This is a genomic window from Paucibacter sp. DJ2R-2, assembly GCF_025717675.1.
Taxonomy (GTDB): Bacteria; Pseudomonadota; Gammaproteobacteria; order Burkholderiales; family Burkholderiaceae_C; genus Paucibacter_A.
This window is the reverse complement of record NZ_JAJIRT010000007.1, coordinates 64367-86038: the sequence shown is the minus strand read 5'-3', so window position 1 is coordinate 86038 and position 21672 is coordinate 64367. Positions and strand designations below refer to the sequence as shown.

Annotated in this window: 17 protein-coding genes; 8 read left to right on the top strand and 9 right to left on the bottom strand. The window is 65.5% G+C overall.

Annotated features, from left to right (window positions below; genetic code table 11):
- Positions 1-6: 6 nt before the first annotated feature.
- The 6 genes from LNV28_RS16660 to LNV28_RS16635 form a co-directional block, all read right to left on the bottom strand.
- Positions 7-2274: an ATP-binding protein gene (locus LNV28_RS16660; RefSeq protein WP_263517463.1), complete on the bottom strand. Its 2268-nt coding sequence runs from the start codon at positions 2272-2274 to the stop codon at positions 7-9.
- A 35-nt stretch (positions 2275-2309) separates the two neighbouring features.
- On the bottom strand, positions 2310-2837 hold the full coding sequence (locus LNV28_RS16655) for a putative pterin-binding protein (RefSeq protein ID WP_263517462.1): 528 nt from the start codon (positions 2835-2837) through the stop codon (positions 2310-2312).
- A gap of 20 nt (positions 2838-2857) precedes the next feature.
- Positions 2858-4207 (bottom strand): argininosuccinate synthase, encoded by a 1350-nt coding sequence (argG, locus tag LNV28_RS16650; RefSeq protein ID WP_263517461.1) that lies wholly within the window; start codon positions 4205-4207, stop codon positions 2858-2860.
- Positions 4208-4365: 158 nt separating this feature from the next.
- Positions 4366-5241 carry a DUF924 family protein gene (locus LNV28_RS16645; protein ID WP_263517460.1) on the bottom strand — a complete coding sequence of 292 codons (876 nt, stop codon included), beginning with the start codon at positions 5239-5241 and terminating at the stop codon, positions 4366-4368.
- Between the two features lie 4 nt (positions 5242-5245).
- Positions 5246-7387 carry a prolyl oligopeptidase family serine peptidase gene (locus LNV28_RS16640; RefSeq protein ID WP_318013870.1) on the bottom strand — a complete coding sequence of 714 codons (2142 nt, stop codon included), beginning with the start codon at positions 7385-7387 and terminating at the stop codon, positions 5246-5248.
- A 48-nt stretch (positions 7388-7435) separates the two neighbouring features.
- Complete coding sequence (locus LNV28_RS16635; protein ID WP_263517459.1) at positions 7436-7993, bottom strand: YaeQ family protein; 558 nt, start codon at positions 7991-7993, stop codon at positions 7436-7438.
- A gap of 127 nt (positions 7994-8120) precedes the next feature.
- Here LNV28_RS16635 and LNV28_RS16630 point away from each other — a divergent pair, with 127 nt between their 5' ends.
- The 3 genes from LNV28_RS16630 (at position 8121) to LNV28_RS16620 (ending at position 11384) form a co-directional block, all read left to right on the top strand.
- Positions 8121-8393 (top strand): hypothetical protein, encoded by a 273-nt coding sequence (locus LNV28_RS16630; protein ID WP_263517458.1) that lies wholly within the window; start codon positions 8121-8123, stop codon positions 8391-8393.
- A gap of 162 nt (positions 8394-8555) precedes the next feature.
- Positions 8556-9227: a hypothetical protein gene (locus LNV28_RS16625; RefSeq protein WP_263517457.1), complete on the top strand. Its 672-nt coding sequence runs from the start codon at positions 8556-8558 to the stop codon at positions 9225-9227.
- Between the two features lie 99 nt (positions 9228-9326).
- On the top strand, positions 9327-11384 hold the full coding sequence (locus tag LNV28_RS16620) for a M3 family metallopeptidase (RefSeq protein ID WP_263517456.1): 2058 nt from the start codon (positions 9327-9329) through the stop codon (positions 11382-11384).
- Here LNV28_RS16620 and LNV28_RS16615 read toward each other — a convergent pair.
- Complete coding sequence (locus LNV28_RS16615) at positions 11356-11910, bottom strand: response regulator (protein WP_263517455.1); 555 nt, start codon at positions 11908-11910, stop codon at positions 11356-11358. The two genes, LNV28_RS16620 and LNV28_RS16615, sit on opposite strands and share 29 nt — an antisense overlap.
- Before the next feature lie 132 nt (positions 11911-12042).
- Here LNV28_RS16615 and LNV28_RS16610 point away from each other — a divergent pair, with 132 nt between their 5' ends.
- A complete protein-coding gene (locus LNV28_RS16610; RefSeq protein ID WP_263517454.1) occupies positions 12043-12840 on the top strand; it encodes an SDR family oxidoreductase in 798 nt (265 codons plus the stop codon).
- 64 nt (positions 12841-12904) lie between these two features.
- Complete coding sequence (locus LNV28_RS16605) at positions 12905-13183, top strand: hypothetical protein (protein ID WP_263517453.1); 279 nt, start codon at positions 12905-12907, stop codon at positions 13181-13183.
- A gap of 246 nt (positions 13184-13429) precedes the next feature.
- Here the strand turns inward: LNV28_RS16605 and rsgA are convergent, their stop codons facing one another.
- The gene (rsgA, locus tag LNV28_RS16600) at positions 13430-14341 is read right to left on the bottom strand and encodes a ribosome small subunit-dependent GTPase A (protein WP_263517452.1); all 912 of its coding nucleotides are present in this window, start codon (positions 14339-14341) and stop codon (positions 13430-13432) included.
- A complete protein-coding gene (locus LNV28_RS16595) occupies positions 14338-15663 on the bottom strand; it encodes a M48 family metallopeptidase (protein ID WP_263517451.1) in 1326 nt (441 codons plus the stop codon). The genes rsgA and LNV28_RS16595 overlap by 4 nt, the downstream gene beginning before the upstream one ends.
- A 59-nt stretch (positions 15664-15722) precedes the next feature.
- Between LNV28_RS16595 and orn the strand changes: the two genes are divergently transcribed.
- The 3 genes from orn to LNV28_RS16580 all read left to right on the top strand — a co-directional run bounded on the left by orn (position 15723) and on the right by LNV28_RS16580 (position 21228).
- Complete coding sequence (orn, locus tag LNV28_RS16590) at positions 15723-16313, top strand: oligoribonuclease (RefSeq protein WP_263517450.1); 591 nt, start codon at positions 15723-15725, stop codon at positions 16311-16313.
- A gap of 47 nt (positions 16314-16360) precedes the next feature.
- Positions 16361-18181, top strand: coding sequence for a chorismate-binding protein (locus LNV28_RS16585; protein ID WP_263517449.1), 1821 nt, complete (start codon positions 16361-16363; stop codon positions 18179-18181).
- Between the two features lie 761 nt (positions 18182-18942).
- Positions 18943-21228: an SNF2-related protein gene (locus tag LNV28_RS16580; RefSeq protein WP_263569020.1), complete on the top strand. Its 2286-nt coding sequence runs from the start codon at positions 18943-18945 to the stop codon at positions 21226-21228.
- The last annotated feature ends 444 nt before the right edge of the window (positions 21229-21672 follow it).

Genomic DNA, 21672 nt, shown 5'->3' with positions numbered 1-21672 from the left:
CCTGGCTCAGACCAGCTGATGCTGCTGGCAGAGCTTTGCGCTGTGGGTCAGTTCGGCCTGCAAGGCCAGGCTCAATGCTTGCAGCTCGGCCCAGTCGGCATCGCTCGGCGTGGCCGGCAGAAGTTTGATTCGCAGCTCCACGGCTTGTGCCGACCTCGCGACCGAGCTCAGCCCCAGGTTGGCCGCTGCACCCTTGACGCCATGGGCGGCCTCGCTCAGCTGGCGGGTGTCCTGCGCCTCCAGGCTGGCCAGGATGGCATCTCCGGTGTTCGCCAGGCTGTCCAGATAGCTTCTGTAGAGCTGACGCACGGTTGCGGCCGGCAGCATCTCGCGCAATTCGGCCAGCGCCTTCATGTCCAGCGCGGTCTCCGCGACCTGGCTCTCGGCATGCGCCAACCCTGATGCGTCCTCGTCCACCTCCGCCACGTCGCGAGGCAAAGGGCGCAGTTGCATCGCCAGATGGTTCAAGGCTCGGGACAATGCTTCCACGCCGATCGGTTTGGGTAGGAAGTCGTCCATGCCGGCTTGCAGGGCGCGCTGCCGTGATTCGGCAAAGGCATCGGCCGACAGCGCAATGATGCGCACCTGGCATTTGGGCATGGGCAGGCGGCGCATGGCTCGGGCGGCATCAAAGCCATCCATCACCGGGGTGTGCAAGTCCATCAGCACCAGGTCGAAGTCCTGCTGGGCCAGGGCCTGCAAGGCTTCGTGGCCGTTTTCGCAGAAGAAAGCGGTATGGCCCAGACGTTCCAGCACAGCCTGCAGATAGCTGCGATTGGTGGCGTGGTCTTCCGAAACCAGGATGCGCAGCCGTGGCGGCGCGCTGCTGGGCGCTTCTTCGCTGGCTGAGGAAGGGCTGACGGGTGGTGCCGCACAGCTCAGCAAAGGCAGGTCGACCGTGAAGGTGGAACCTTGGCCCGGGCTGCTGACCACCGAAATGTCTCCGCCCATGGCGCGCGCCAGATTGCGCGAAATTTCCAGGCCCAGACCGGTGCCGCCGAAGCGCCGCATGCGCGTGCTGTCGCCTTGGCTGAAGCGCTGAAACAGCTTGCCTTGGGTGTCGGCATCCATGCCCAGGCCGGTGTCGCTGACGTCACAACGCAGCAGGGTCTGACCCAGGGCAGACTGTTGGCGGCTCAGGTGCAGCATGACCTGACCCTGCTCGGAAAACTTGAGTGCATTGCCGAGCAAATTGAGCAGGATCTGGCGCAGCCGGGTCGGGTCAGCGCTGATCCATTCGGGCACATCGTCATCGGCATGCAGGCGCAGGGTCAGCGCCTTGCTCAGGGCTTGCGGGCGGCTCAGTTCGTCGAGTTCCTGCAGCAGGCGCGGCAGGTAGACGGGTTCGGGCTGGATGTGAATCCCGCCTGCCTCCATCTTGGAAACGTCGAGGATGTCGTTCAGCACGCTCAGGAGGTGGCGGCTGGAGTCATGCGCGGCGCGCAGCTGGCTTTTCTGCGAGGGCGTCAGCGCGGTGTCTTGGAGCAGGTCCAGCATGCCCAGCAAACCGTGCATGGGCGTGCGCAGTTCATGGCTCATATTGGCCAGGAACACGCTCTTGGCCCGGCTGCCCGCTTCGGCTTCGGTCTGGGCCTGCTGCAGGCGTTCGGCCAGCTCATGCTGCTCTTGGCCGTACTGTTTGAGCCGGCGGAATTGGCGCAGCACCAGGGTGGCGAAGCTCAGTGTCAGGGCGCACAACAGCACAGTCAGCCACAAGCTCATGCGGGCTTGTTCACGCACCAGGTGGTTGCGTTCGTCGACCTGCTCGGCGACATGGTGCGAGGCGGTCAGCGACAGCTCGCGCACCGAGCTGGACAAGCCTTCCAGCTGTTGCAAGGCCGACAGCAGCTGGGCGCTGCCGTGTCCCTGCTCGGTTTGCTGGCGCAGCCATTCCGCCTTCAGCGGCAGGGCATCGGCCCAGGCGACGAAGCGCTTGCTGCGGTCCAGGGTCTGGAGATAGTCGGGGTGTTCACGCAGCACCAGGGTGGCATGTTCGCCTTCGATCAGACCGAGGCGGCTGACGAAGATCTCATAGCGCTGCTCGATCTGTTCGGCGTCAATGGGGCCGGCCGCATGCGTGGCTTCATCCAAGGCCAGGCGCAGACGCAGCGATTCCACCTCGAACTGGAACAAGCTCCAGATCATGTAGTCGTCTTGGTAGCTGCGCGTGGCATTGAGCAGCTGGTATTGGCGGATCTGCAGAAAGCCCACCGACCCCAGAGCCAACACCAGCATGCCGCCCATGACCAGCAGGAGCACGCGCCAACGGCGCATCTGCCCGCCGCCAGCCTGAGGCCGCGCTTCGCCGCTCACCGGACCTCCAGCGCCTTCAGCTGCCAGATCGAGCGGCTGTAGTAGATGGTGCTGCGTAGCTGTGGGTCATGGTCATAGGGGTAGACGATGAAGATGGGGCCCTTGTCGCGTAAGGCGATGGGCTTGCCGTCGATCTGCAGCGCTAGCACCGGCTTGAAGCGTTCGGCGTCACTGACGGGGATGCTGACCTTGTAGTCATTGATGGCGCGCGCCTCCAAGCGTTGTCCCTGAGCGCCTGCGCGGCTCAGCACATCCCGCAGCAAGGGGCCGCTGAAGGTGCGCGGGCCGGGGTACCAGGGGGTCTGCGTGTGGATGCTGTGCTGGGGCAGGGCGCTGAGCTGGGCCAGGTCAAACTGGACCACCTGGTCCTGCCCACCAGCGAGCTTGCCGCTGACGGTCAGGACCACAGGCCCGCGCGCGGCCGCAGCGGCGTCTTGGGCCAGGGCGGGCCGGGTTCCGGCGGCAGCCAAGAACAGCCAGGCCAGCCAGGCCCGGCGTCTGGCCCCTGCGCAGCGGAGCTTCATGGTCGTGCGGTCGCTGAGGGTCAGCGCGCTTCGTCGCTCTTGTCGTTGGCGAGCTGGAGCAAACTGCCGCTCTGGCCCGCGGTCAGCAGGCCGGCCTGGGTGTAGGTCATCAGCTTGGCGCGCGTGTCGACGATGTCCAAATTGCGCATGGTCAGCTGGCCGATGCGGTCTTGCGGCGAGAAGGGCGCGTCCTCGACCTTCTCCATGGACAGGCGCTCGGGCTTGTAGGTCAGGTTGGGGCTCTTGGTGTCCAGCAGCGAGTAGTCATTGCCGCGGCGCAGCTCGATCGCCACCTCGCCGGTCACGGCGCGGGCCACCCAGCGCTGGGCGGTTTCGCGCAGCATGATGGCTTGCGGGTCGAACCAGCGGCCTTGGTACAGCAGGCGTCCGAGCTTGAGACCGTTCATGCGGTACTGCTCGATGGTGTCTTCGTTGTGGATGCCGGTGACCAAACGCTCGTAGGCGATGTGCAGCAGCGCCAGGCCCGGGGCCTCGTAGATGCCGCGGCTCTTGGCTTCGATGATGCGGTTTTCGATCTGGTCACTCATGCCCAGGCCATGGCGGCCGCCGATGCGGTTGGCTTCCAGCAGCAGGGCGACTGGGTCGCTGTACTCGACACCGTTCAGCGCCACCGGCATGCCTTCTTCAAAGCGCACGGTGACTTCTTCGGCCTTGACCACCACGTCATCGCGCCAGAAGGCGACGCCCATGATGGGGTTGACGATCTTGATGCCGCTGTTCAGGTGCTCCAGGTCCTTGGCTTCATGGGTCGCGCCCAGCAGGTTGGAGTCCGTGGAGTAGGCCTTCTCGGCCGACATCTTGTAGCCAAAGCCAGCCTTGCTCATGAAGGCCGACATCTCGGCACGGCCGCCCAGCTCGTCGATGAAGGCCTGGTCCAGCCAGGGCTTGTAGATCTTCAGCGCCGGGTTGGTGAGCAGGCCGTAGCGATAGAAACGCTCGATGTCATTGCCCTTGAAGGTCGAGCCGTCACCCCAGATGTTGACGTCATCTTCCTTCATGGCCGCCACCAGCATGGTGCCGGTCACGGCGCGGCCGATGGGCGTGGTGTTGAAGTAGGTCACACCGGCGGTGCTGATGTGGAAGGCGCCGGCCTGCAGGGCGGCAATGCCTTCGTGCACCAGCTGAGCGCGGCAGTCCACCAGCACGGCTTTCTCGGCGCCGTATTGCATGGCCTTGCGCGGGATCTCGTCGTAGTCCGGCTCGTCGGGCTGGCCCAGATTGGCGGTGTAGGCGTAGGGGATGGCGCCCTTGTTGCGCATCCAGTGCAGGGCGGCGCTGGTGTCCAGGCCACCGGAGAAAGCGATACCGACCTTCTGGCCGACGGGGATGTTCTGAAGAATGCTGGACATGTGGAACTCGAGGGGGCTGAGTGGGTTCGAGCGAAACGTTCGGGAGCCAGGCTCAGCAGGTGGACAACAAAGGGCGGACGCGTCGCATTTTCTGTCAATTTTCACGAGCGGCCCGGCGCATCGTCGCGTCGGGCTGACAGCGAGCGCCGCCTGGCGGTTTAGAAGCCGGCGCCCGGTTGGGCGAGGTACTGCTGTTCGGCCTCGGTGGAGGCCCGGCCCAGCAGGGCATTGCGATGAGGGAAACGGCCGAACTGCGCGATCACCTGCTGGTGGCGGTGTGCGTAGTCGGCCGCGCCGGCCAGGCGTGGGTCTTCCGCGGCCAAGGATTCGAAGGCCTGCACGCAGCGGTTTTGCAGGCCCAGGTCTTCGGTATGTTCGAGCGGCATGAGCATGAACCAGCGCTGCAAGGCGGAGAGCTCACGGGCCTCGGGTTCGTCCATCAGGCTCAGAGCCAGCTGCAGCGCCAGTGGATCGCCTGCAAAGGCGCGGGCGCTGTCGCGGTAGATGTTGCGGGTGAACTGGTCCAGCAGCAGGATGCGCGCCAGGCGCGCTTGCGCGCTGTCGCCCCAATGGCTCAGGCCTTGTTGCAAGGCCTGTTCGACCAGGGCGCCAAAGCGGCTGCGGATCTCTGCATCGGTGGCCGCGCTCTTGGTGAACCAAAGCGGGCGCACCTGGCCATCCTCTGCGCTGCCCAGCGTGCCGAACCAGTAGTTGAGCACCGCCTGGGCCTCCGCCGGCAGGCGCAGGCGCTGCCACTGTGGGTGGCGCTGCAGATAGGCCTCGACATAGCTGCAGCCGGGCAGCAGGGGCAGGCCGAGGCCTGCAGCCCAGCGCAAGCCGTGCGCCACCAGCTGGCCGGCCAGGCCGCGGCCTTGCAGGGCTGGCGCCGTTCCCGTGTGAGTGAAGACCAGGTCGCGGCCGCTGAGCTGGTAATCCAGCTCGATTTGCTGGCCGTCGACCAGGGCCCAAAAACGGCCTTGAATCGCGCCGCCGGCGCCGCTCTCGCTGTGGTGTTGGATGTCGAGGGTACTCATGACTTCAGCGTCCCAGTTGTTGCCAGAGGTAGCTGTACTCCAGCGCTTGCAGCGTGGCGCGCTGCTCGTTGTCGGCCGCGCCGCCGTGTCCGCCCTCGGTGTTCTCGAAGTAGTACAGCGGGTGGCCTTGCTCCAGCATCAGCGCCGCCATCTTGCGGGCATGGCCGGGGTGGACGCGATCGTCGCGGGTCGAAGTGGTGAAGAGCACCTTGGGGTATTTCACGCCGGGCTTGACGTTCTGGTAGGGGCTGTACTTGGAGATGAAGCTCCACTCCTCGGCGCGATCCGGGTCGCCGTACTCGGCCATCCAGGAGGCACCGGCCAGCAGCTGGTGGTAGCGGCGCATGTCCAGCAGGGGCACCTGGCAGACCACGGCGTTGAACAGATCGGGGCGCTGTGTGAGCGTGGCGCCGACCAGCAGGCCGCCGTTGCTGCCACCCATGATGCCCAGATGCCTGGGCGAGCTGATCTTGCGGGCGATCAGGTCCTCGGCCACGGCGATGAAATCGTCGTAGCTGCGCTGCTTGTTGGCCTTGACGGCCGACTGGTGCCAGGCCGGGCCGAACTCGCCGCCGCCACGGATATTGGCCAGCACGAACACGCCGCCGCGGCTGTACCAGGCGCGGCCGAAGCCACCCGAGTAGAAGGGCTGCATGGACGCCTCAAAGCCGCCGTAGCCGTAGAGCAGGGTGGGGTTCTGGCCATCCAGGGCAGCACCTTCCGGGCGCACCACAAAGTAGGGCACGCGGGTGCCGTCCTTGCTGGTGGCGAAGTGTTGCTCGGCCTTGAGGCCGCGGGCCTCGAACTTGGCTTCGCGCGCCTTCAGCAGCTCGCGCGCGTCGCTGCCTGCGCGAGCGAGGAAGAGACTGTCGGGGGTCAGAAAGTCCGCGTAATTGACCAGGTAGTGCTCGGCCAGCTCGTCCTGGGCCAGCTCGCTGTCATGCAGGGCCTGAAGATGCAGGGTGCCGGGGAAGGGCGCCTGGATCTGGCGGTGGCGGGCCGGGCGGCCGGGCGCAAAACTCCATTCTTCCAACTTGCTGGCCACCTGGTCGTTGATATTGAGCACCAGGTGCTGGCGGGTGGTGATGAAGCTGTCCAGCGAGCGGGTGGCGCTGGGCTTGAACAAGGTGCTGAACTTGCGCTCGCCGCGGATGAAGGCGGCCGCCGGTGCGCTCAGCAAGCTGCCGGCGGCATGCCGCATGCCGCCGACACGCCAGTCCTTGCGCGGCTGCATCAGCACGCGGGCGCCCCAGAAGCTCAGTTGCAGATCGGTGGGCACGTCGAGGGCCCGGAGCTTGTCGCCCTGCAGCAGGAAATAGCGCTGGTTGTAAAAGTCCAGCGCGCGGCTGAACACGGTGCGCTCATGGCCGGGCGTGCGGTCCACCAGCACCGACACCGCCACATCCTGGGCCTGGCCCTCGAACACCGTGCGGGCCTGGGCCAGCGGCGTGCCGCGCTGCCAGCGCTTGATCACCCGCGGGTAGCCCGAATCGGTCAGGCTGCCGGGGCCGAAATCGCTGGCCACATAAATGTGGTCGGCATCGATCCAGCTGACCTCGCTCTTGGCCTCGGGCAGGACGAAGCCGTCGCTAACGAATTGCTTGCTGACGGTATCGAATTCGCGCAGCACATGGGCGTCCGAGCCTCCGCGCGACAGCGAGATCAGGCAACGGCGGTACTCGGGCGCCAGGCAATGGGCGCCGGCAAACACCCAGCTCTCGCCCTCGGCGGCACCGAGTGCGTCCAGGTCCAGCACGGTTTCCCAGGCTGGGCTGGCTTTCTTGTACTCGGCCAGGCTGCTGCGGCGCCACAGGCCTCGCTTGTGGTTTTGGTCTTGCCAAAGGTTGTAAACCCAGGCGCCCTTGCGGCTGATCTGCGGGATGCGGTCGCTGGCGTTGAGCAGGTCCAGCATTTCGCGGCGCAGACCCGGGTATTCGGGGCGGGCTTGCAACTCAGCGAGGGTCAGCTGGTTGCGTTCCTTGACCCAGGCCAGGGCGCGCTCGCCTTGCACCTCTTCCAGCCACTGGCGGGGGTCGGCGCTTGGCGCATCGGTGGAAGGCTGTGCGAGGCTCATCGGGCTTGTGCTCATCAGTGCGGTGAAGGCCAGCGCGCAGGCGCTGAAGGAAATCCGGCTCATCGAGGGCATACAAGGCATCCTGGTATTCATGCGTCAGAACAGACGTGGTGCCTGCGCTCAGGCCGGCGTTTTGAGTGCCACCGGGTTGATCTCTACCGAGGTATCCGCGGTGGATACATAAATGCCACCATCCTGAACCGTGACCTGCAGCTGCATGCTGCGTTGCGCCAGGGCGGCCAGAGCCTGCGACTGCTCGGCCGGAATCTGCCAGACGGCCAGGCGCGGGCAGCGCTGCAGCTTGGCTTCGATGCCGGCCCACCAGATCGGCGTGCTGTAGGCGAAGCCATAGACCGACACCCGCTCCGAGCGACCATGGGCCTTGAGCAAGCGGCGGTCATCGGGCTGGCCGAGGTCGATCCAGTGCAAGATGTCGCCGGTCAAGTCGCGCTGCCAGAGCTCGGGTTCCTCGGCGTCGGCCAGGCCCTTGCTCAGTTCCAGCTTGCCGCGCAACTCGTCGGCGGGCACGTTCAGGGCGAAGGCCAGGATGCGGATCATCATGCGTTCGTCCGTCTCCGAGGGCTGGCGCGCGATGGTCAGGTTGTGCTCGCCGTAGACATGACGGTCCATGTCAGCGATTTGCAACTGGGCTTTGTGGATGGTGGCTTTGATGGCCATAGGGCGTGGCTACTCTCGGATTCTTGCGGCTGGACGGTGCGGGCTCGGTGCGAGCCGGCGCCGGATTATCAACGTAGGGGACAATCAGGCCCTTGTTTCCCCCAAAGCCTTTGCCGGCGCCCCTCCGATGAGCATGAAGAAGACCGACCTCGACCGCCTTGCCGGCATCAAACTCGACAGCCAGATGCGCGGCGCGGCCATCCCCGGTCGCTTTGGCAAGCAGGCAGCCCAGCTGCCGGACCGCAAGGAGCAGCGCCGGCTCGACGCGGCCGCCGGTCTCGTGCCCTTCGCCTGCAAGCTGCCGGCCGAGCTGACTCAGCAGCTGCGCGAGCGCGCGGCCACGCACGCCGGCGGCATCAACGGTCTGGTGGCCGAGCTGCTGCAGAAATCCCTGGCCTGAGGCCGGGAAGACGCCAGCCCTCATGCCGCTTCAGCCATGGCATGATGGCCGCCGTTGTGCGCTGGCTCAAGCCTGCGCATCACAGCTTTTTTTGTATGCGCCCGGATGCCGCCGCCAGCGAACTCCGGGCGGCAGTCCCGTCATCGAAAAAGAGTCATTGCCATGAAACGTCTCCTCATCTCTCTGGCCGCTGCGGCCCTGATGCCCGCGTTTGCTCAGACCGCCAACCCCGGCGCCAAGGTCGACCCCAAGAACAACAAGGTCGGCAAGCCCGTCGTGGAAAAGCCCAAGGCCAAGTTGCTGAGCCGCGATCAGCTGCGCAGCTGCATCGAAATGAGCGAGGCCAATAGCCTTGAAGCAGATGCCGTCAAGGCCGATCAAAACACGTACAAGGACACCGCCAGTGCCCTGAAGGCTGAGCGCGATGCGCTGCAGAAGGCCGACGAGGCCGCCGGTGTGGCCTTGGCTGAAATGAAGGCCGAGCGTGAAGGCATCTTGAAAGAGTTCGAGAACATCAAGGCCTATGCCGACAACAAAGACCCGCGTCCCGATCCGGAAGTGCTGGCCGCCCGCAACAAGGCTTACCAGGAGCGCGCCAAGGCTTTCGATACGCGCGTGAACAGCATCAACGAGAACAACGCCAAGAGCAACGAGGCCCGCAAGGCCTTCGGCGTCAAGGTCGATGCATTGAATGCCAGCTTCAAGGCCCTGGAAGAGCGCCAGGAAAACCATCTGGACAAGGTCGACACCTGGAAGCAGGAATGCGGCAACAAGCAGTACGACGAAGAAGACGAAAAAGCCATCAAGAAAGAGCGTGCGGCTGCCGGCAAGTGATGCCCGCCTGCTGAGTTTTTCGCGCTGCGCATGAGGCGCCAGGCTCACCGGCTTGGCGCCTTTTTCTTTGTCTTTTTCTTTGCTTTTTGGAGTTCCCCTGTGTCCTCAACGTCCTTCAATCCCCTTTTGCAAGACTGGACCGGCCCCTTTGGTTTGCCGCCCTTTGCGGCCATCGAAGCGGCTCATTTCCAGCCCGCCTTCGAGCAGGCCTTGGCGCAGCACCGCAGTGAGCTGGATGCCATTGCCGGGCAAGCCGAGGCGCCCACTTTCGCCAACACCTTGGCCGCCTTCGACCGCAGCGGCCGCCTGTTGACCCGACTGGAGCATCTCTTCTATTCCCTGGCGGCGTCGGCCTCTTCCCCCGAGATCCAGGCGGTGCAGCGCGCTCTGGCTGCGCCGCTGGCGGCGCACAGCAATGCGGTTTACATGCATGCCGGCCTGTTTCAGCGCGTGCATTCGATCTACGAGCAGCGAAGCGCATTGGGCCTGGCTGCTGAGCCGCTGCGCTTGCTGGAGCGTGTGCATCTGGATTTCGTGCGCGCTGGCGCCCAACTGGAGCCCGCCGCGCAAGCGCGTTATGCCCAGGTCATGGAGCGCCTGGCCGAGCTCAACACCCAATTCGGCCAGAACGTGCTGGCCGACGAAACCGGTTTCCGCCTGGAGCTGCGCAGCGAGGACGAACTGGCCGGCTTGCCCGGCTTTGTGCGTGCAGCGGCGGCCCAGGCTGCGGCCGAGCGCGGCCTGGAGGCGGGCGCGCATGTGATCACCTTGTCGCGCTCCCACATCGTGCCCTTCCTGACCTTCAGCGAGCGGCGCGATCTGCGTGAGCAAGCCTGGCGTGCCTGGGTGGGCCGCGGCGAGAACGCCGGCCCGAGCGACAACCGCGCCATTGCGCAAGAGATCCTGAGCCTGCGCCAGGAACAGGCGCGCCTGCATGGCCATGCCTGCTACGCCGACTTCGCCCTGGCCGACACCATGGCCGGTTCGCGCGAGGCGGTGCTGGGTCTGCTCAACCAGGTCTGGGAGCCGGCCAAGGCGGCCGCCGAGGGTGAGCGCCAGGCCCTGGAGGGCATGATGGCCTCGCTGGATCACCACTTCCCGCTGAAGGCCTGGGACTGGCGCTTCTACGCCGAGAAGGTTCGCAAGGCCCGATATGACTTGGAAGAAGCGGAGGTCAAGCCTTACTTCCCGCTCGATGCCATGGTTCAAGCCTTGTTCGATTGCGCCCAGCGCCTGTTCGGCCTGCGCTTTGTGCATCGCCCCGAGGTGGCCGGCTACCACGCTGATGTGCAGGTCTACGAGGTCCGCAATGCCGACGACAGCCTGCGCGGCGTCTTCCTGCATGACAACTTCGCTCGCAGCACCAAGCGCAGCGGCGCCTGGATGAATGCCATGCGCTGGCAGGCGCGCAATGGCATGGACTGCGTGCCCATCATCCTGAACAACAACAACTTCGCCAAGGGCGCGCCCGGTGAGCCCACGCTCCTGAGCTTCGACGACGCTCGCACCCTGTTCCACGAGTTCGGCCATGGCTTGCACGGCCTGCTGTCCGAGGTGGAGTTCGAGCGCCTGTCTGGCACCCAGGTGCTGCGCGATTTCGTCGAACTGCCTTCGCAGATCTTCGAGCATTGGATGAGCGAGCCCGAGGTGCTCAAGAAGCACGCCCGCCACTACCAAAGCGGCGAGCCCATTCCCGACAGCCTTCTCGCCAAACTCAAGGCGGCCGAGCTGTTCAATCAGGGCTATGAGACCGTGCGCTACACGGCCAGCGCTCTGGTCGACCTGGCCGTGCATTCGCGCAGCGAATCCGAGGGGCCGGATGTGGTGGCTTTCGAAGCCGATTGCCTGGCCGCTTACGGGCTGCCGGCTGCCGTCGGCCTGAACCACCGGCTGACGCATTTCCAGCATCTGTTCTCGGGCGCCAGCTATGCCGCCGGCTACTACGTCTATATGTGGGCGGAAGTGCTGGACTGCGACGGCTATGAGGCTTTTGTTGAAGCCGGCAGTGCCTTCGATGCGGCCACCGCCGAGCGCCTGCGCCGCAGCATTCTTTCCAGCGGCAACAGCCAGGAGCCGGGTGCGGCTTTCCGCGCCTTCCGCGGCCGCGACCCGGTGGTTCAGCCCATGCTCAAGAGCCGGGGCTTGCTGCCGGCTTGATGCGTTCGGCCCGCTGGGCCAGTTCGGCCAGGAACTGGTCCAGGCCGGCGTGGAAGGCTTTGAAATCCACCGGCTTGGTCCAGTAGTCGGAAAAACCGGCGGCCTTGGCGCGGCGCATGTCTTCCGGCATGGCGTTGGCCGAGAGGGCAATGCAGGGGATGTGGGCTGTGGCGGCCGATGCGCGCAAGGCCTGCAAGACCTGGAAGCCGTTCATGTCCGGCAACTCCAGGTCCAAGAGGATCAGATCCGGCAAATAGCTGGCTGCCCGATTCAGGCCCTGGGCGCCGTCGCCGGCCAGTTCCAGGCGCCATGCAGGGCGCATGGCCGTCAGTTCCTCGACCAGCAACTGATTGACGAGGTTGTCTTCAATGTAAAGGAGGCGGGCTTGGGTCTCGGGTCTGTCCAGCTCTGAGTCAGGCCGAGCCAGCCGGGCATCGGTGTTGCCCTGCCGGTGGCTGTGCACTTGCTTGGGGGCCGCGTGGATTCCGCTGAGGAATTCCGGGCTCTGACTGGAGAGCGAGAACATATCGTTACAGTCTACGGCGCCTCTGTGACAGCCCCTGCGACAAGCGTCGCGCATGTTGAAATGCTGCCACGCTCCGCGACAAGGCTTGACAGTCCCGCGGGCCTTCGTTCCATAACTTTGAATTCCACTGCCATGAGTCCCCGTACTTCTGAAAGCAGCAGCCCGACTGCGCCGGCTGAAACGTCCCCGGTGGCCCTGGTCACCGGTGCAGGCTCGGGCATCGGCCGGGCCGTAGCGCTGGCCTTGTTGGCGGCCGGCTACCGGGTTGGCTTGCTGGGCCGGCGCCTGCAGACGCTGGAGCAGACCGCGAGCCTGGCCGGCGAGGGCGGCCGGAGCTTCCTGCTGCTGGTGGCGGATGTCACCCAGCCGGCCGAGGTCGCTGCCGCCTTTGAGCGACTGGGTCAGCAATGGGGCCGGCTCGATCTGCTGTTCAACAACGCCGGGGTCAGTGCCGCCGCGCTGCCCATCGATGAGTTGAGCTTTGAACAATGGCGTGCGGTGCTTGATGTCAATGTCAGTGGCGCTTTTCTGTGCGCCCAGGCAGCCGTCCGGATGATGAAGCAGCAACAGCCGCGAGGCGGCCGCATCATCAACAACGGCTCGATTTCCGCCCATGCGCCGCGCCCCAACTCAGCCCCTTACACCGCCAGCAAGCATGCCATCACCGGCTTGACCAAGTCCTTGTCCCTGGATGGCCGGGCTTTTGACATCGCCTGCGGCCAGATCGACATTGGCAACGCCCTGACCGAGATGGCGCTTCCCATGACCCGCGGGGTGCCGCAGGCCCATGGCGCTGTGGCTGTGGAGGCGACCATGGATGTCGCCCATGTCGCCAGCGCCGTGCTCTATATGGCCAGCTTGCCCTTGTCGGCCAATGTGCAAAGCTTGACCGTCATGGCCACGACCATGCCTTTTGTCGGCCGGGGTTGAATTGCGCTTCAATGCCCCGATCTGAATTTCGTTTTGCCGTTTCAATCACCACGAAGGTCTGACCTTGTTCTCCGCCCTCATTTCCCTGATCTTCCGCCTGGTCCTGGCTGTGGCCACTGTCGTGCTGGTGCTGAGCCTGATGGCGGTGGCGGTGCTGACCGTGATCGGCCTGCTGATCTGGAGCCTCTTGCGCGGCCGCAAGCCGGTCATTGACATGGGGCGCTTCCAGCGCGCCCGCCAGGCACGACCCGGTTTTGCTGCCCGTCGCACCAGCCAGCCCATGGGCGAGGTGGTCGATGTCGAGGCCCGCGAGGTCAGCCCTGGGAGCCCGCGCCTGCCTTGAGCCGCAGCTCAATTCGGGCGGGAGTCGGTGCGGAAGTTGCTCCAAGCGGCACAGAGCCGTCGTTCGCTGAGATTTGAATACAAACGCAGAGTGCGCGGAGGACCGCAGAGGTCGCGGAGAAGAGAGCAGGATTTCTAGTCTCAGCGTCCTCTGCGGTCCTCAGCGAGCTCTGCGTGCTGGAACTTCTTCGCGAACGACGGTTCAGTGCCGGGAGCTGTCATCGCTCAAGTTAAGCCAGCCGCTGACTCAGTAGCGCTTGTTGGACAGTTCGGCCAGGATCTCGCCGTAGATGCGGTAGCGTGAAGCGCTGATCTGGCCGGCGGCCACGGCGTCGCGGACGCCGCAGCCGGGTTCGTGCTGGTGGCTGCAGTTGTAGAAACGGCAGTGGTCGGCGTGGGCGCTCATGTCGGGCATCAGCCGCGCCAAGGTGGCCGGGTCGATCTGGTGCAGGCCGAACTCCTGGAAGCCGGGTGAGTCGATCAGGGCGCTCTCGCGCGCCGCGTCGACCCAGTACCACTGCGTGGTCGTGGTCGTATGCCGGCCCGAGTTGAGCGCAACCGAGATATCGCCGACCTGGGCCTTGGCGTCAGGAATCAGGAGATTGATCAGCGTGCTCTTGCCCGTGCCGCTGGGGCCCAGCACAAAGCTGCGCTTGCCGCTGAGCCAGGGCGTCAGCTGGGCGCGCGCGTCTTCGGGGTCGGCCTTCATGGCCAGCTCCATCATGGGCAGGCCCATGGCGCGATAGGGGGCCAGGCGTTCACGGGCATGGGCCGTGCCGGGCAGGTCGGTCTTGTTCAGGGCGATGGTGGTGGCGATGCCGGCGCTTTCGGCCGCAATCATGGCGCGGCAGAGCTGGCTTTCGCTGAACACCGGCTCCACCGCCACCAGGATCAGCAGTTGGTCGAGGTTCGAAGCAAAGCTCTTGGTCTTCCACTCGTCCTGGCGGAACAGCAGATTGCGGCGCGGCTCCACCGCCTCGATCACGCCTTCGTCCGAACCCGAGGGCGCCCAGCGCACCTGGTCGCCGACCACGCAATCGCTTTTCTTGCCGCGCGGGTGGCAGACCCGGCGCTGCCCTTCGGCGTCTTCGACGATGTAGTGGCGGCCATGGCCGCGCACCACCAGGCCCAGGTCCAGCTGCGAAAACTTGCCGCTCACGACGCGGCGCCCTGCAGACCCGCGGCAGAGGAGGGGTGCTGCGCAATGGCCGCCAAGCGTTCGCTGGCCGGCGGGTGCGAATAGTAGAACGCCGCGTAGACCGGATCTGGCGTCAAGGTGCCGGCATTGTCTTCATGGAGTTTGAGCAAGGCCGAGGACAGCTCCGAGCCGCTGGCATGGGCGCAGGCGTATGCATCGGCCTGGAACTCGTCGCGGCGCGACATCAGGCTGCCCAGCGGTGTGAAAAAGAAAGCGAAGACCGGCACGACCAGCATGAAGAGAAGCAGAGCCAGGGCATCGTTGGGCGCCGCCATATTGGGCTGCACATTGAAGGCGATGTAGAAACCTGCCTGGCTGGACAACCATCCCAGCAGGGCGAAACCGGCCAGGCTGAGCGCGAACATCGTCAGCATGCGTTTGAGCACATGGCGGTGTTTGAAGTGGCCCAGTTCATGGGCCAGCACCGCCTCGACCTCGCTGCCGTTGAGGCGCTGCAGCAAGGTGTCAAAGAACACCACCCGCTTGGCGGGGCCGAAGCCGGTGAAATATGCATTGCCATGGGCCGAGCGGCGGCTGCCGTCCATCACGAAAAGGCCTTGCGAGGCAAAGCCGCAGCGCTGCATCAGTCCTTCGACGCGCGCCTTCAGAGCCTCGTCCGGCAGGGGTGTGAACTTGTTGAACAGCGGAGCGATGACCGTCGGGTAGAGCACCAGAATCAATAGGTTGAAGCCCATCCAGCTGCCCCAGGCCCAGAGCCACCAGGCCTGGCCGGCCGTGCCCATCAGCCACAGAATCAGGGCCGCAATCGGCAGGCCGATCAGGGCCCCGACCAGGGCGCCCTTGAGCGCGTCGGCGACATAGAGCTTGAGCGTCATGCGGTTGAAGCCGAAGCGCTGCTCGATGCGGAAGGTGTTGTACAGCTCCCAGGGCAGGTCCAGCAGGCTGCCCACCAAGGTGAAGGCCACCAGCAGACTCAGCTGGTAGCCCATGGGGCCGAAGCGTTCGGCCGTTGCGGCATGCACCCAATGGTTGAGCAGATCGAGGCCGCCGAGCAGGGTCCAGCCGAGCAGCAGGGCGCTGTCGAAGGCCAGGCTGAGCAGGCCGAAGCGGCTGCGCGCCACGGTGTAGTCGGCCGCTTTCTGATGGGCGGCCAGCGGCACGGTGGCAGCAAAAGTGGGCGGCACAGCGCCGCGGTGCTGCATGACATGGCGCACCTGGCGGCTGCTCAGCCAGAGCTTCAGGCCCAGGGACAGCAGCAGGGCCAGGGCGAAGGCCAGGCTCAGCACGGTGGGGTGGAGGGTCGGGGATAGGCTTGCAAACATGGGTGGCAAGTGTAGGGCTGCGACAATGCGGCGCACTGATTGCATAGAAAGCCCTGCCCATGAGCGACCTGACCCCTTCCGTGCCGGCCGATGCCGCGCCCGAGCTGCCCGTCAACGACCAGAACCTGATCTGGATCGATTTGGAAATGACCGGCCTCTACCCCGAGACCGACCGCATCATCGAGATCGCGGTGGTGGTCACTGATGCGCAGCTCAATGTGCGCGTCGAAGGCCCGGTCTTCGCCATCCACCAGAGCGACGAAACCCTGGACAAGATGGATGCCTGGAACAAGGGCACCCATGGCCGTAGCGGCTTGATCGACCGAGTCAAGGCCTCGACCATCAGCGAGGATGAGGCCGTCGCCCAGACCATCGCCTTCCTCAAGCAATATGTGCCCGCCGGCAAATCGCCGATGTGCGGCAACAGCATCTGCCAGGACCGCCGCTTTCTGGCCAACTACATGCCCAAGCTGGAAGCGTTCTTCCACTACCGAAACCTTGATGTCTCCACACTCAAGGAACTGGCGCGGCGCTGGAAGCCGGGCATCTTGGATGGCTTCAAGAAGGCCCAGGCGCACACCGCCATGGCCGACATTCACGAGTCCATCGACGAGCTCGCTTACTACCGCGAGCACTTTCTGTCGCTGTGACCCCGTCGCTGTGACCTCTTCAGCGTTTTCGGCGAGGGTGACTGCCTGTGGCTGAACCGGCTGCCGCCGAACTGTGGGCGGCTTTTGATTTCCCCCGCCATCCGCTGGCTCGGGAAGACGGCGAGCGGGTGCGCGGAGCCTTCTATCAGCCACCCTCGCGCTGGCTGCGCGCGCACCGCCCTGAAGAGGTGGTCGCCGTACTCGACGCCGCCCATGAGGCCAGCCGGGCCGGCGCCTGGGTGCTGGGAGGTTTGCGCTACGAGGCGGCCGTTGCGCTGGACCCGGCCTTGTGTGCCCAAGCGGGCAGCGGCCCTTTGGCCGAGTTTGCCGTCTATGACAGCGCGCCTTCCGAGTGGCCCGCTCTTGCAGCTTCGCCCGGCCTGCTGACGGATGACTGGCTGGACGCGCAGGACGAAGCGGACGAGGCCGGGCAAATCGAGCGCATCCGCGAATGGATTCGCAGCGGTGATTGCTACCAAGTCAATCTGACCACGCGCCTGCATTCCCGCTTGAGCGCCGATGTGGATCTGGCCCAGTTCTTCCTGGCCTTGCACCGCAGCCAGCCCGGCGGCTTTTCTCTGTTTTTGCGCGAGGCCCAGGTGGCCAGCGTCTCCCCCGAGCTGTTCTTCGATTGGCGCCCGGTGCCCGACGCCCAGAGCAGTTGGTTGCTGGCGGCCCAGCCCATGAAGGGCACGGCCGCGCGCGGCCGCGACGCGGCCGAAGACGAGGCGGCGCAGGCCCATCTGCGCACGAGTGAGAAGGAGCGGGCCGAGAACCTGATGATCGTCGACCTGCTGCGCAATGACATCGGCCGGGTCGCCCAACTGGGCAGCGTGCGCGTGCCTCGCTTGTTCGAGCTGCTGGCCTTGCCGACGGTCTGGCAGATGACCTCGACCATCACGGCGGTCAGCCGGCCGCGCCTGCGCCTGTCGGAGTTGTTCGCGGCCCTGTTCCCTTGCGGCTCGGTCACCGGCGCCCCCAAGATCCGGGCCATGGAAATCATTGCCGAGCTGGAGGGGCAGGCGCGCGGCTGGTATTGCGGTGCCCTGGGTCTACTGCAGCCCGGTGGCGTGGCGACCTTCAATGTGCCGATCCGGACCGTCGAGCAGACGGGTGGGCTGGAGCTGCAGGCCGGTGTGGGCAGCGCCATCACGCTCGATTCCGAGGCGGGCGCGGAAGTGGCCGAGTGGCGGGCCAAGGCACGCTTTCTTTTGCGCGCGCAGGCGCCCGTGGCGGCGCTGGAAACACTGCGCTTGTCCGGTGGAGAGTTCGTTCGCCTGAGCGGCCACCTGAGCCGCCTGCAACGCAGCTGCCAGCATTTCGGGCTCAAGCCTCGCCTGCCCGAAGTTCGCGCCGCCTTGCAGCAGTTGGCGGCCGATCATGCGGTGGGCGATTGGCGTGTGCGCCTGAGCTTTTGCGCGCAACTGGGCCTGCAATTGCGGGCCACGCCGCTGGAGCCGACACCAAATTGCGTGATACTCGCGCTGGCTGCACGGGCCATCGCTTCGCAAGGGGCGGCGGCCGAGTTCATCCAGCACAAGACCACGCGGCGCGAGATCTATGAGGCCTTCGTCGCAAGCAAGCCTGCCGAGGCTTTCGATGTCTTGCTGTGGAACCCGGCCGGTGAACTGACCGAGTGCAGCTTTGGCAATATCGCCGTACAAATTGAGGGGCAGTGGCTGACGCCAGGCCTGCAAGCCGGGCTGCTGCCCGGTGTTTACCGAGAACAACTGCTGCAAGAAGGGCGGCTGCGTGAAGCGCGGCTGATGAAGAGCGATCTGCAACGCGCCCAAGCCCTTGCCTTTTTCAACAGCTTGCGTGGCTGGTGTCCTGCCCGCTTGCTGAACCCAGACGAAGCGCTGCTCTGAGACCAGAGCCCCGCCTCGTCTTTCGCGAAACCAAACAATCTCCCATGGCTACCAAATCCAAACCGCGCGCTGCGGCCGAAGCTGCTCCCGTCGCACCCAAAGCGCCTGCAAAAACCAAGGCCAAGAGCGCGGCTCCGGCCGCCGTCAAAACTGCGGCCGAGAAGCCAAGCAAGGTCGTGGCCAAGAAGGCGCCGACTGCTGTGGCGGCAAAAGTCGCCGTAAAGGCAGCTGCAAAAACTGCGGCAAAAACTGTGGCACAGGCGCCCGTGAAGACCGCAGCAATGCCTTCAGCCAAAGTCGCAGCTCAGGTGGCAGCGAAGGCAGCAGTAAAGGCGGCAGCAAAGGCGGCGCCCAAAGCAGCCGTGAAAGCAGCCGTGAAAGCAGCCCCGGTGAAAGCAGCCGCCAAGAAGGCCGCTGCAACAGCCAAGCCCGCAGCGGCATCGATGCCCGCCCCCGCTCCCGCTGCAGCCAAGAAGGCCGCGGCGAAGAAGCCTGCCCGAGTCGAGGCCAAGCCCAAGTCCAAGGCGAAAGCCGAAGTCGTGACCGAGCTGCCCGCACCGGCTGCCGCCAAGAAGACGCGGCCGGCCAAGTCAACCCGGGCGGTCGGCAAAGCTGCGGAGCTTGCGCAAGTGGTAGCGCCGGTCCCCGTTGCTAGCAAGCCAGTGACCAAGTCCGCTGCAAAGTCTTCGGAAAAGGCCGCCCCCAAAGTTGCTGCAAAGGCTTCAGCCAAGAAGAAACCGTCCGCAGCCCCAGCCGCGGCGATGCCCGCGCCGGCAGAGCCAGTCGTGCTGAGCGAGCCCAAGAAAAAGCTTGCTGCGAAGTCGCCAGTGGCGGAGGCCGCCAAGCCCGTCGCCAAGGAAGTGCGCAGCCCGGCAGCTCGTTCGACAAAGGCCAAGGCCGCGGCGGCTGAGGAGGCTGCAGTGCCTGAGGTGCTGGCCACGGCCAGCAAGAAGAAGGGCAAGACCGGCAAGCTGCCAAAGCTCGCACCTGCGACGGCGGCTGTTGCCGCCCCGCTTGTGGCGGCCCCTGCGCCAGCGGCGGCCCCCAAGCCTGCAGCCAAACCGGCTCCCGTCCCTCCGCCCGCGCCGGTTCGCTTCACCTTGCAAGCACAGGATGCAGCGCTGTTTGGCCGCTACCTGGTCAGCCCCATCGAGGGCGGCGAGCCCTGGAGCTTGCAGTTGCGGGGGCCTCGTCCGCGTGATGTGCTGTGCAGCTGCCAGGCTTTTGCCCTGAGTGAGAACGGCAGCTGCGAACACAGCCAGTTCCTGTTGAATCAGTTGCGCGCCGATCTGGCTGCGGGCTGGCAGGCCGAGTACAGCGAACTGGGGCTGAGCGGCGGTGCGCGTCGTCAGCTCTTGTGGCGCCAGTCGCCGGCTTGCCCGGCGGAGCTGGCAGACGAGGTGCAGGCTGGCCTGCGTGCCATCCATCAAGGCAAGCGCCAGGGTGTTCATGTCCTGACCCAGTTGCTGCAGCATGCGGCTGAGCTGGGTCATGAGCTGCGCGTGGATGCGGCCGTGTGGGAGCAGCTGGCTTTGGCCGGCGACGCCGCCGAGCGCGTGCGTCTGCTGGGTGAAGCCTACCCGCAGCTGTTTGACAGCCCGGGCCTGCGCAATTTGCTCAAGCTGCCCTTGCCGCATTACCAGTTGGAGGCTGCCTTGTTTGCGGTCTGCGCCGGCCGCAGCCTGGTGGCCGATGACCTGGGCCTGGGCCTGTACGCGCAAGCGCTGGGCGCGGCCGAGTTGATGCTGCGCCATTTCGGTGTCGAGCGGGTGCTGGTGCTGTGCGCCGAGTCTTCGCAGACCCGTTGGCTCAGTGAGACCCAGAGCCTGAGCGCACGCCGTGCCGGCTTGATCTGGGGTGATGCGTCGACGCGTCGCGAGCAATTGGATGCGGCCGGTGAGATCAAGATCGCTGCGCTCAACACCTTGCAGCAGGACCTGACTCTGCTGCAGGCCTACGCCCCAGAGCTCATCATCATTGACGAGGCCCAGCGCCTGGATGCGGCCACACTGGCGCGCTTGCAGCAGCTGGATCGCGGCGGTTTTGTGTTGATGCTGAGCAGCCAGCTGCTCAATGCCCAGCCGCAAATCTTGTTGCCCTTGGTCGAGATGCTGGATTGCCACCGCCAAGGCGCTCTGGCGGACTTCCTGGCCGAGCATGTGCACCGCGATGCCGCGGGCCGTGTCTCGGGCTTTATGGCCCTGGGTGATGTCGATGAGACGCTGGAGCGCCTGGTGTTCAGCCGGGCCAAGTCCGAGCTGCTGCCCAATCTGCCCTTGGCCCTGGTTCAATTGCGGGCGCTGCCCTTGAGCGAAGCCCAACTGGCCTTGCAGGCACCGCTGCTGAATGAACTGCGCCGCAGCGTCAGCCGATGGCAGCGCAGCGGCTTTGTCTCGGGCGCCGAGCAGCTGCAACTGCTGCGTCTGCTGCAAGACCTGCGCCGTCTGGCCATCAGCCCGCAGCTGCTGGCCGGACAGGCCGATGCGGGGCGCCTCAGCGATGCACCCAAGCTGATCGCCGTGGCAGCCGTGGCGCGCGAGCTGCAGGGCAGGGCGCTGGAACGCCTGCGTGTGTGCAGCCAGTGGGACGATGCCTTGAACTTGCTGCCGCCGGTGCTCCAGTCGGCCGGCATTGCTTGTGTGCAAATCCAGGCGGCGCAACCCTTGGCCCAGCGCCGTGCGCTGGCCGAGCGCTGGCGCCAAGAGACGCGTGCGACCGTGCTGCTGTGCAGCGACGCGGCCGCCCAAGGTTTGGATCTGCAGCTGCCGCGTTGCGGCCTGCTCAACCTCGAGCTGGCCTGGGGCGAGGACGTGCTGGAACAGCGCCTGGCCAGCGTGGCCGATGACGATGCACGCGGCCTGCCGCTGGTGCAGTTGCAAGCGCAAGGTGGCTTCGAGTCTGCCTTGCTGCAGCTCCAGGACGGCAGCGAAGCCTTGCCCGCTTGCAGCCTGGATGGTGATGTTGGCCTGCAGGTGCTGCAAGGTCAGGCCTTGGCTGCCTTCATGCAGGCCCTGGTCGATCTCCTGGCTTTGTGGCCGGCCGACTGATCCGGCTTGGATTCAGCTTCCGGGTAGCAGCAGCGGGCGTGAATTCCACACGCCCGCTCTGCATTCCGGCGATTTCATTTCGCAAATGCAGATATTTCTGTCTTTGACGGCTTGATGAAGCTTCCGTGAAAACCCTAGTGTGCTATAGTCATGGACTTGCTTGCAGCTGAAGCTGCTCTGCAATTCGTTCGTCTCCTCTGACCTCGTTCAGGCCGCTGACCACAGTCGAAGCTCCGCAAGGCGTTTTCGAGCATGTTGCGCTCAGTGACACGAATCCCCGGGCTACGCCCTGGCTTCGTGAACATCCCTTCCGGGATGGTGTGCTGGACACCCTTCGGGTTCGGTCGGCGGCGATGCCGTCGCTTTGACTGTTCCCCCGGCGCCGCACCTGGCACCTCACGGCTTTGCTTTGCCGTCTCTCAAGTCCCGGTGCACGACGCGAGC

Excerpts from the sequence above, each read along its gene's own strand:
- LNV28_RS16660 (WP_263517463.1), bottom strand. The coding sequence starts at position 2,274 with ATGCGCCGTTGGCGCGTGCTCCTGCTGGTCATGGGCGGCATGCTGGTG.
- LNV28_RS16655 (WP_263517462.1), bottom strand. The coding sequence starts at position 2,837 with ATGAAGCTCCGCTGCGCAGGGGCCAGACGCCGGGCCTGGCTGGCCTGG.
- argG (WP_263517461.1), bottom strand. The coding sequence starts at position 4,207 with ATGTCCAGCATTCTTCAGAACATCCCCGTCGGCCAGAAGGTCGGTATC.
- LNV28_RS16645 (WP_263517460.1), bottom strand. The coding sequence starts at position 5,241 with ATGAGTACCCTCGACATCCAACACCACAGCGAGAGCGGCGCCGGCGGC.
- LNV28_RS16640 (WP_318013870.1), bottom strand. The coding sequence starts at position 7,387 with ATGCCCTCGATGAGCCGGATTTCCTTCAGCGCCTGCGCGCTGGCCTTC.
- LNV28_RS16635 (WP_263517459.1), bottom strand. The coding sequence starts at position 7,993 with ATGGCCATCAAAGCCACCATCCACAAAGCCCAGTTGCAAATCGCTGAC.
- LNV28_RS16630 (WP_263517458.1), top strand. The coding sequence starts at position 8,121 with ATGAGCATGAAGAAGACCGACCTCGACCGCCTTGCCGGCATCAAACTC.
- LNV28_RS16625 (WP_263517457.1), top strand. The coding sequence starts at position 8,556 with ATGAAACGTCTCCTCATCTCTCTGGCCGCTGCGGCCCTGATGCCCGCG.
- LNV28_RS16615 (WP_263517455.1), bottom strand. The coding sequence starts at position 11,910 with ATGTTCTCGCTCTCCAGTCAGAGCCCGGAATTCCTCAGCGGAATCCAC.
- LNV28_RS16610 (WP_263517454.1), top strand. The coding sequence starts at position 12,043 with ATGAGTCCCCGTACTTCTGAAAGCAGCAGCCCGACTGCGCCGGCTGAA.
- LNV28_RS16595 (WP_263517451.1), bottom strand. The coding sequence starts at position 15,663 with ATGTTTGCAAGCCTATCCCCGACCCTCCACCCCACCGTGCTGAGCCTG.
- orn (WP_263517450.1), top strand. The coding sequence starts at position 15,723 with ATGAGCGACCTGACCCCTTCCGTGCCGGCCGATGCCGCGCCCGAGCTG.
- LNV28_RS16580 (WP_263569020.1), top strand. The coding sequence starts at position 18,943 with ATGCCCGCGCCGGCAGAGCCAGTCGTGCTGAGCGAGCCCAAGAAAAAG.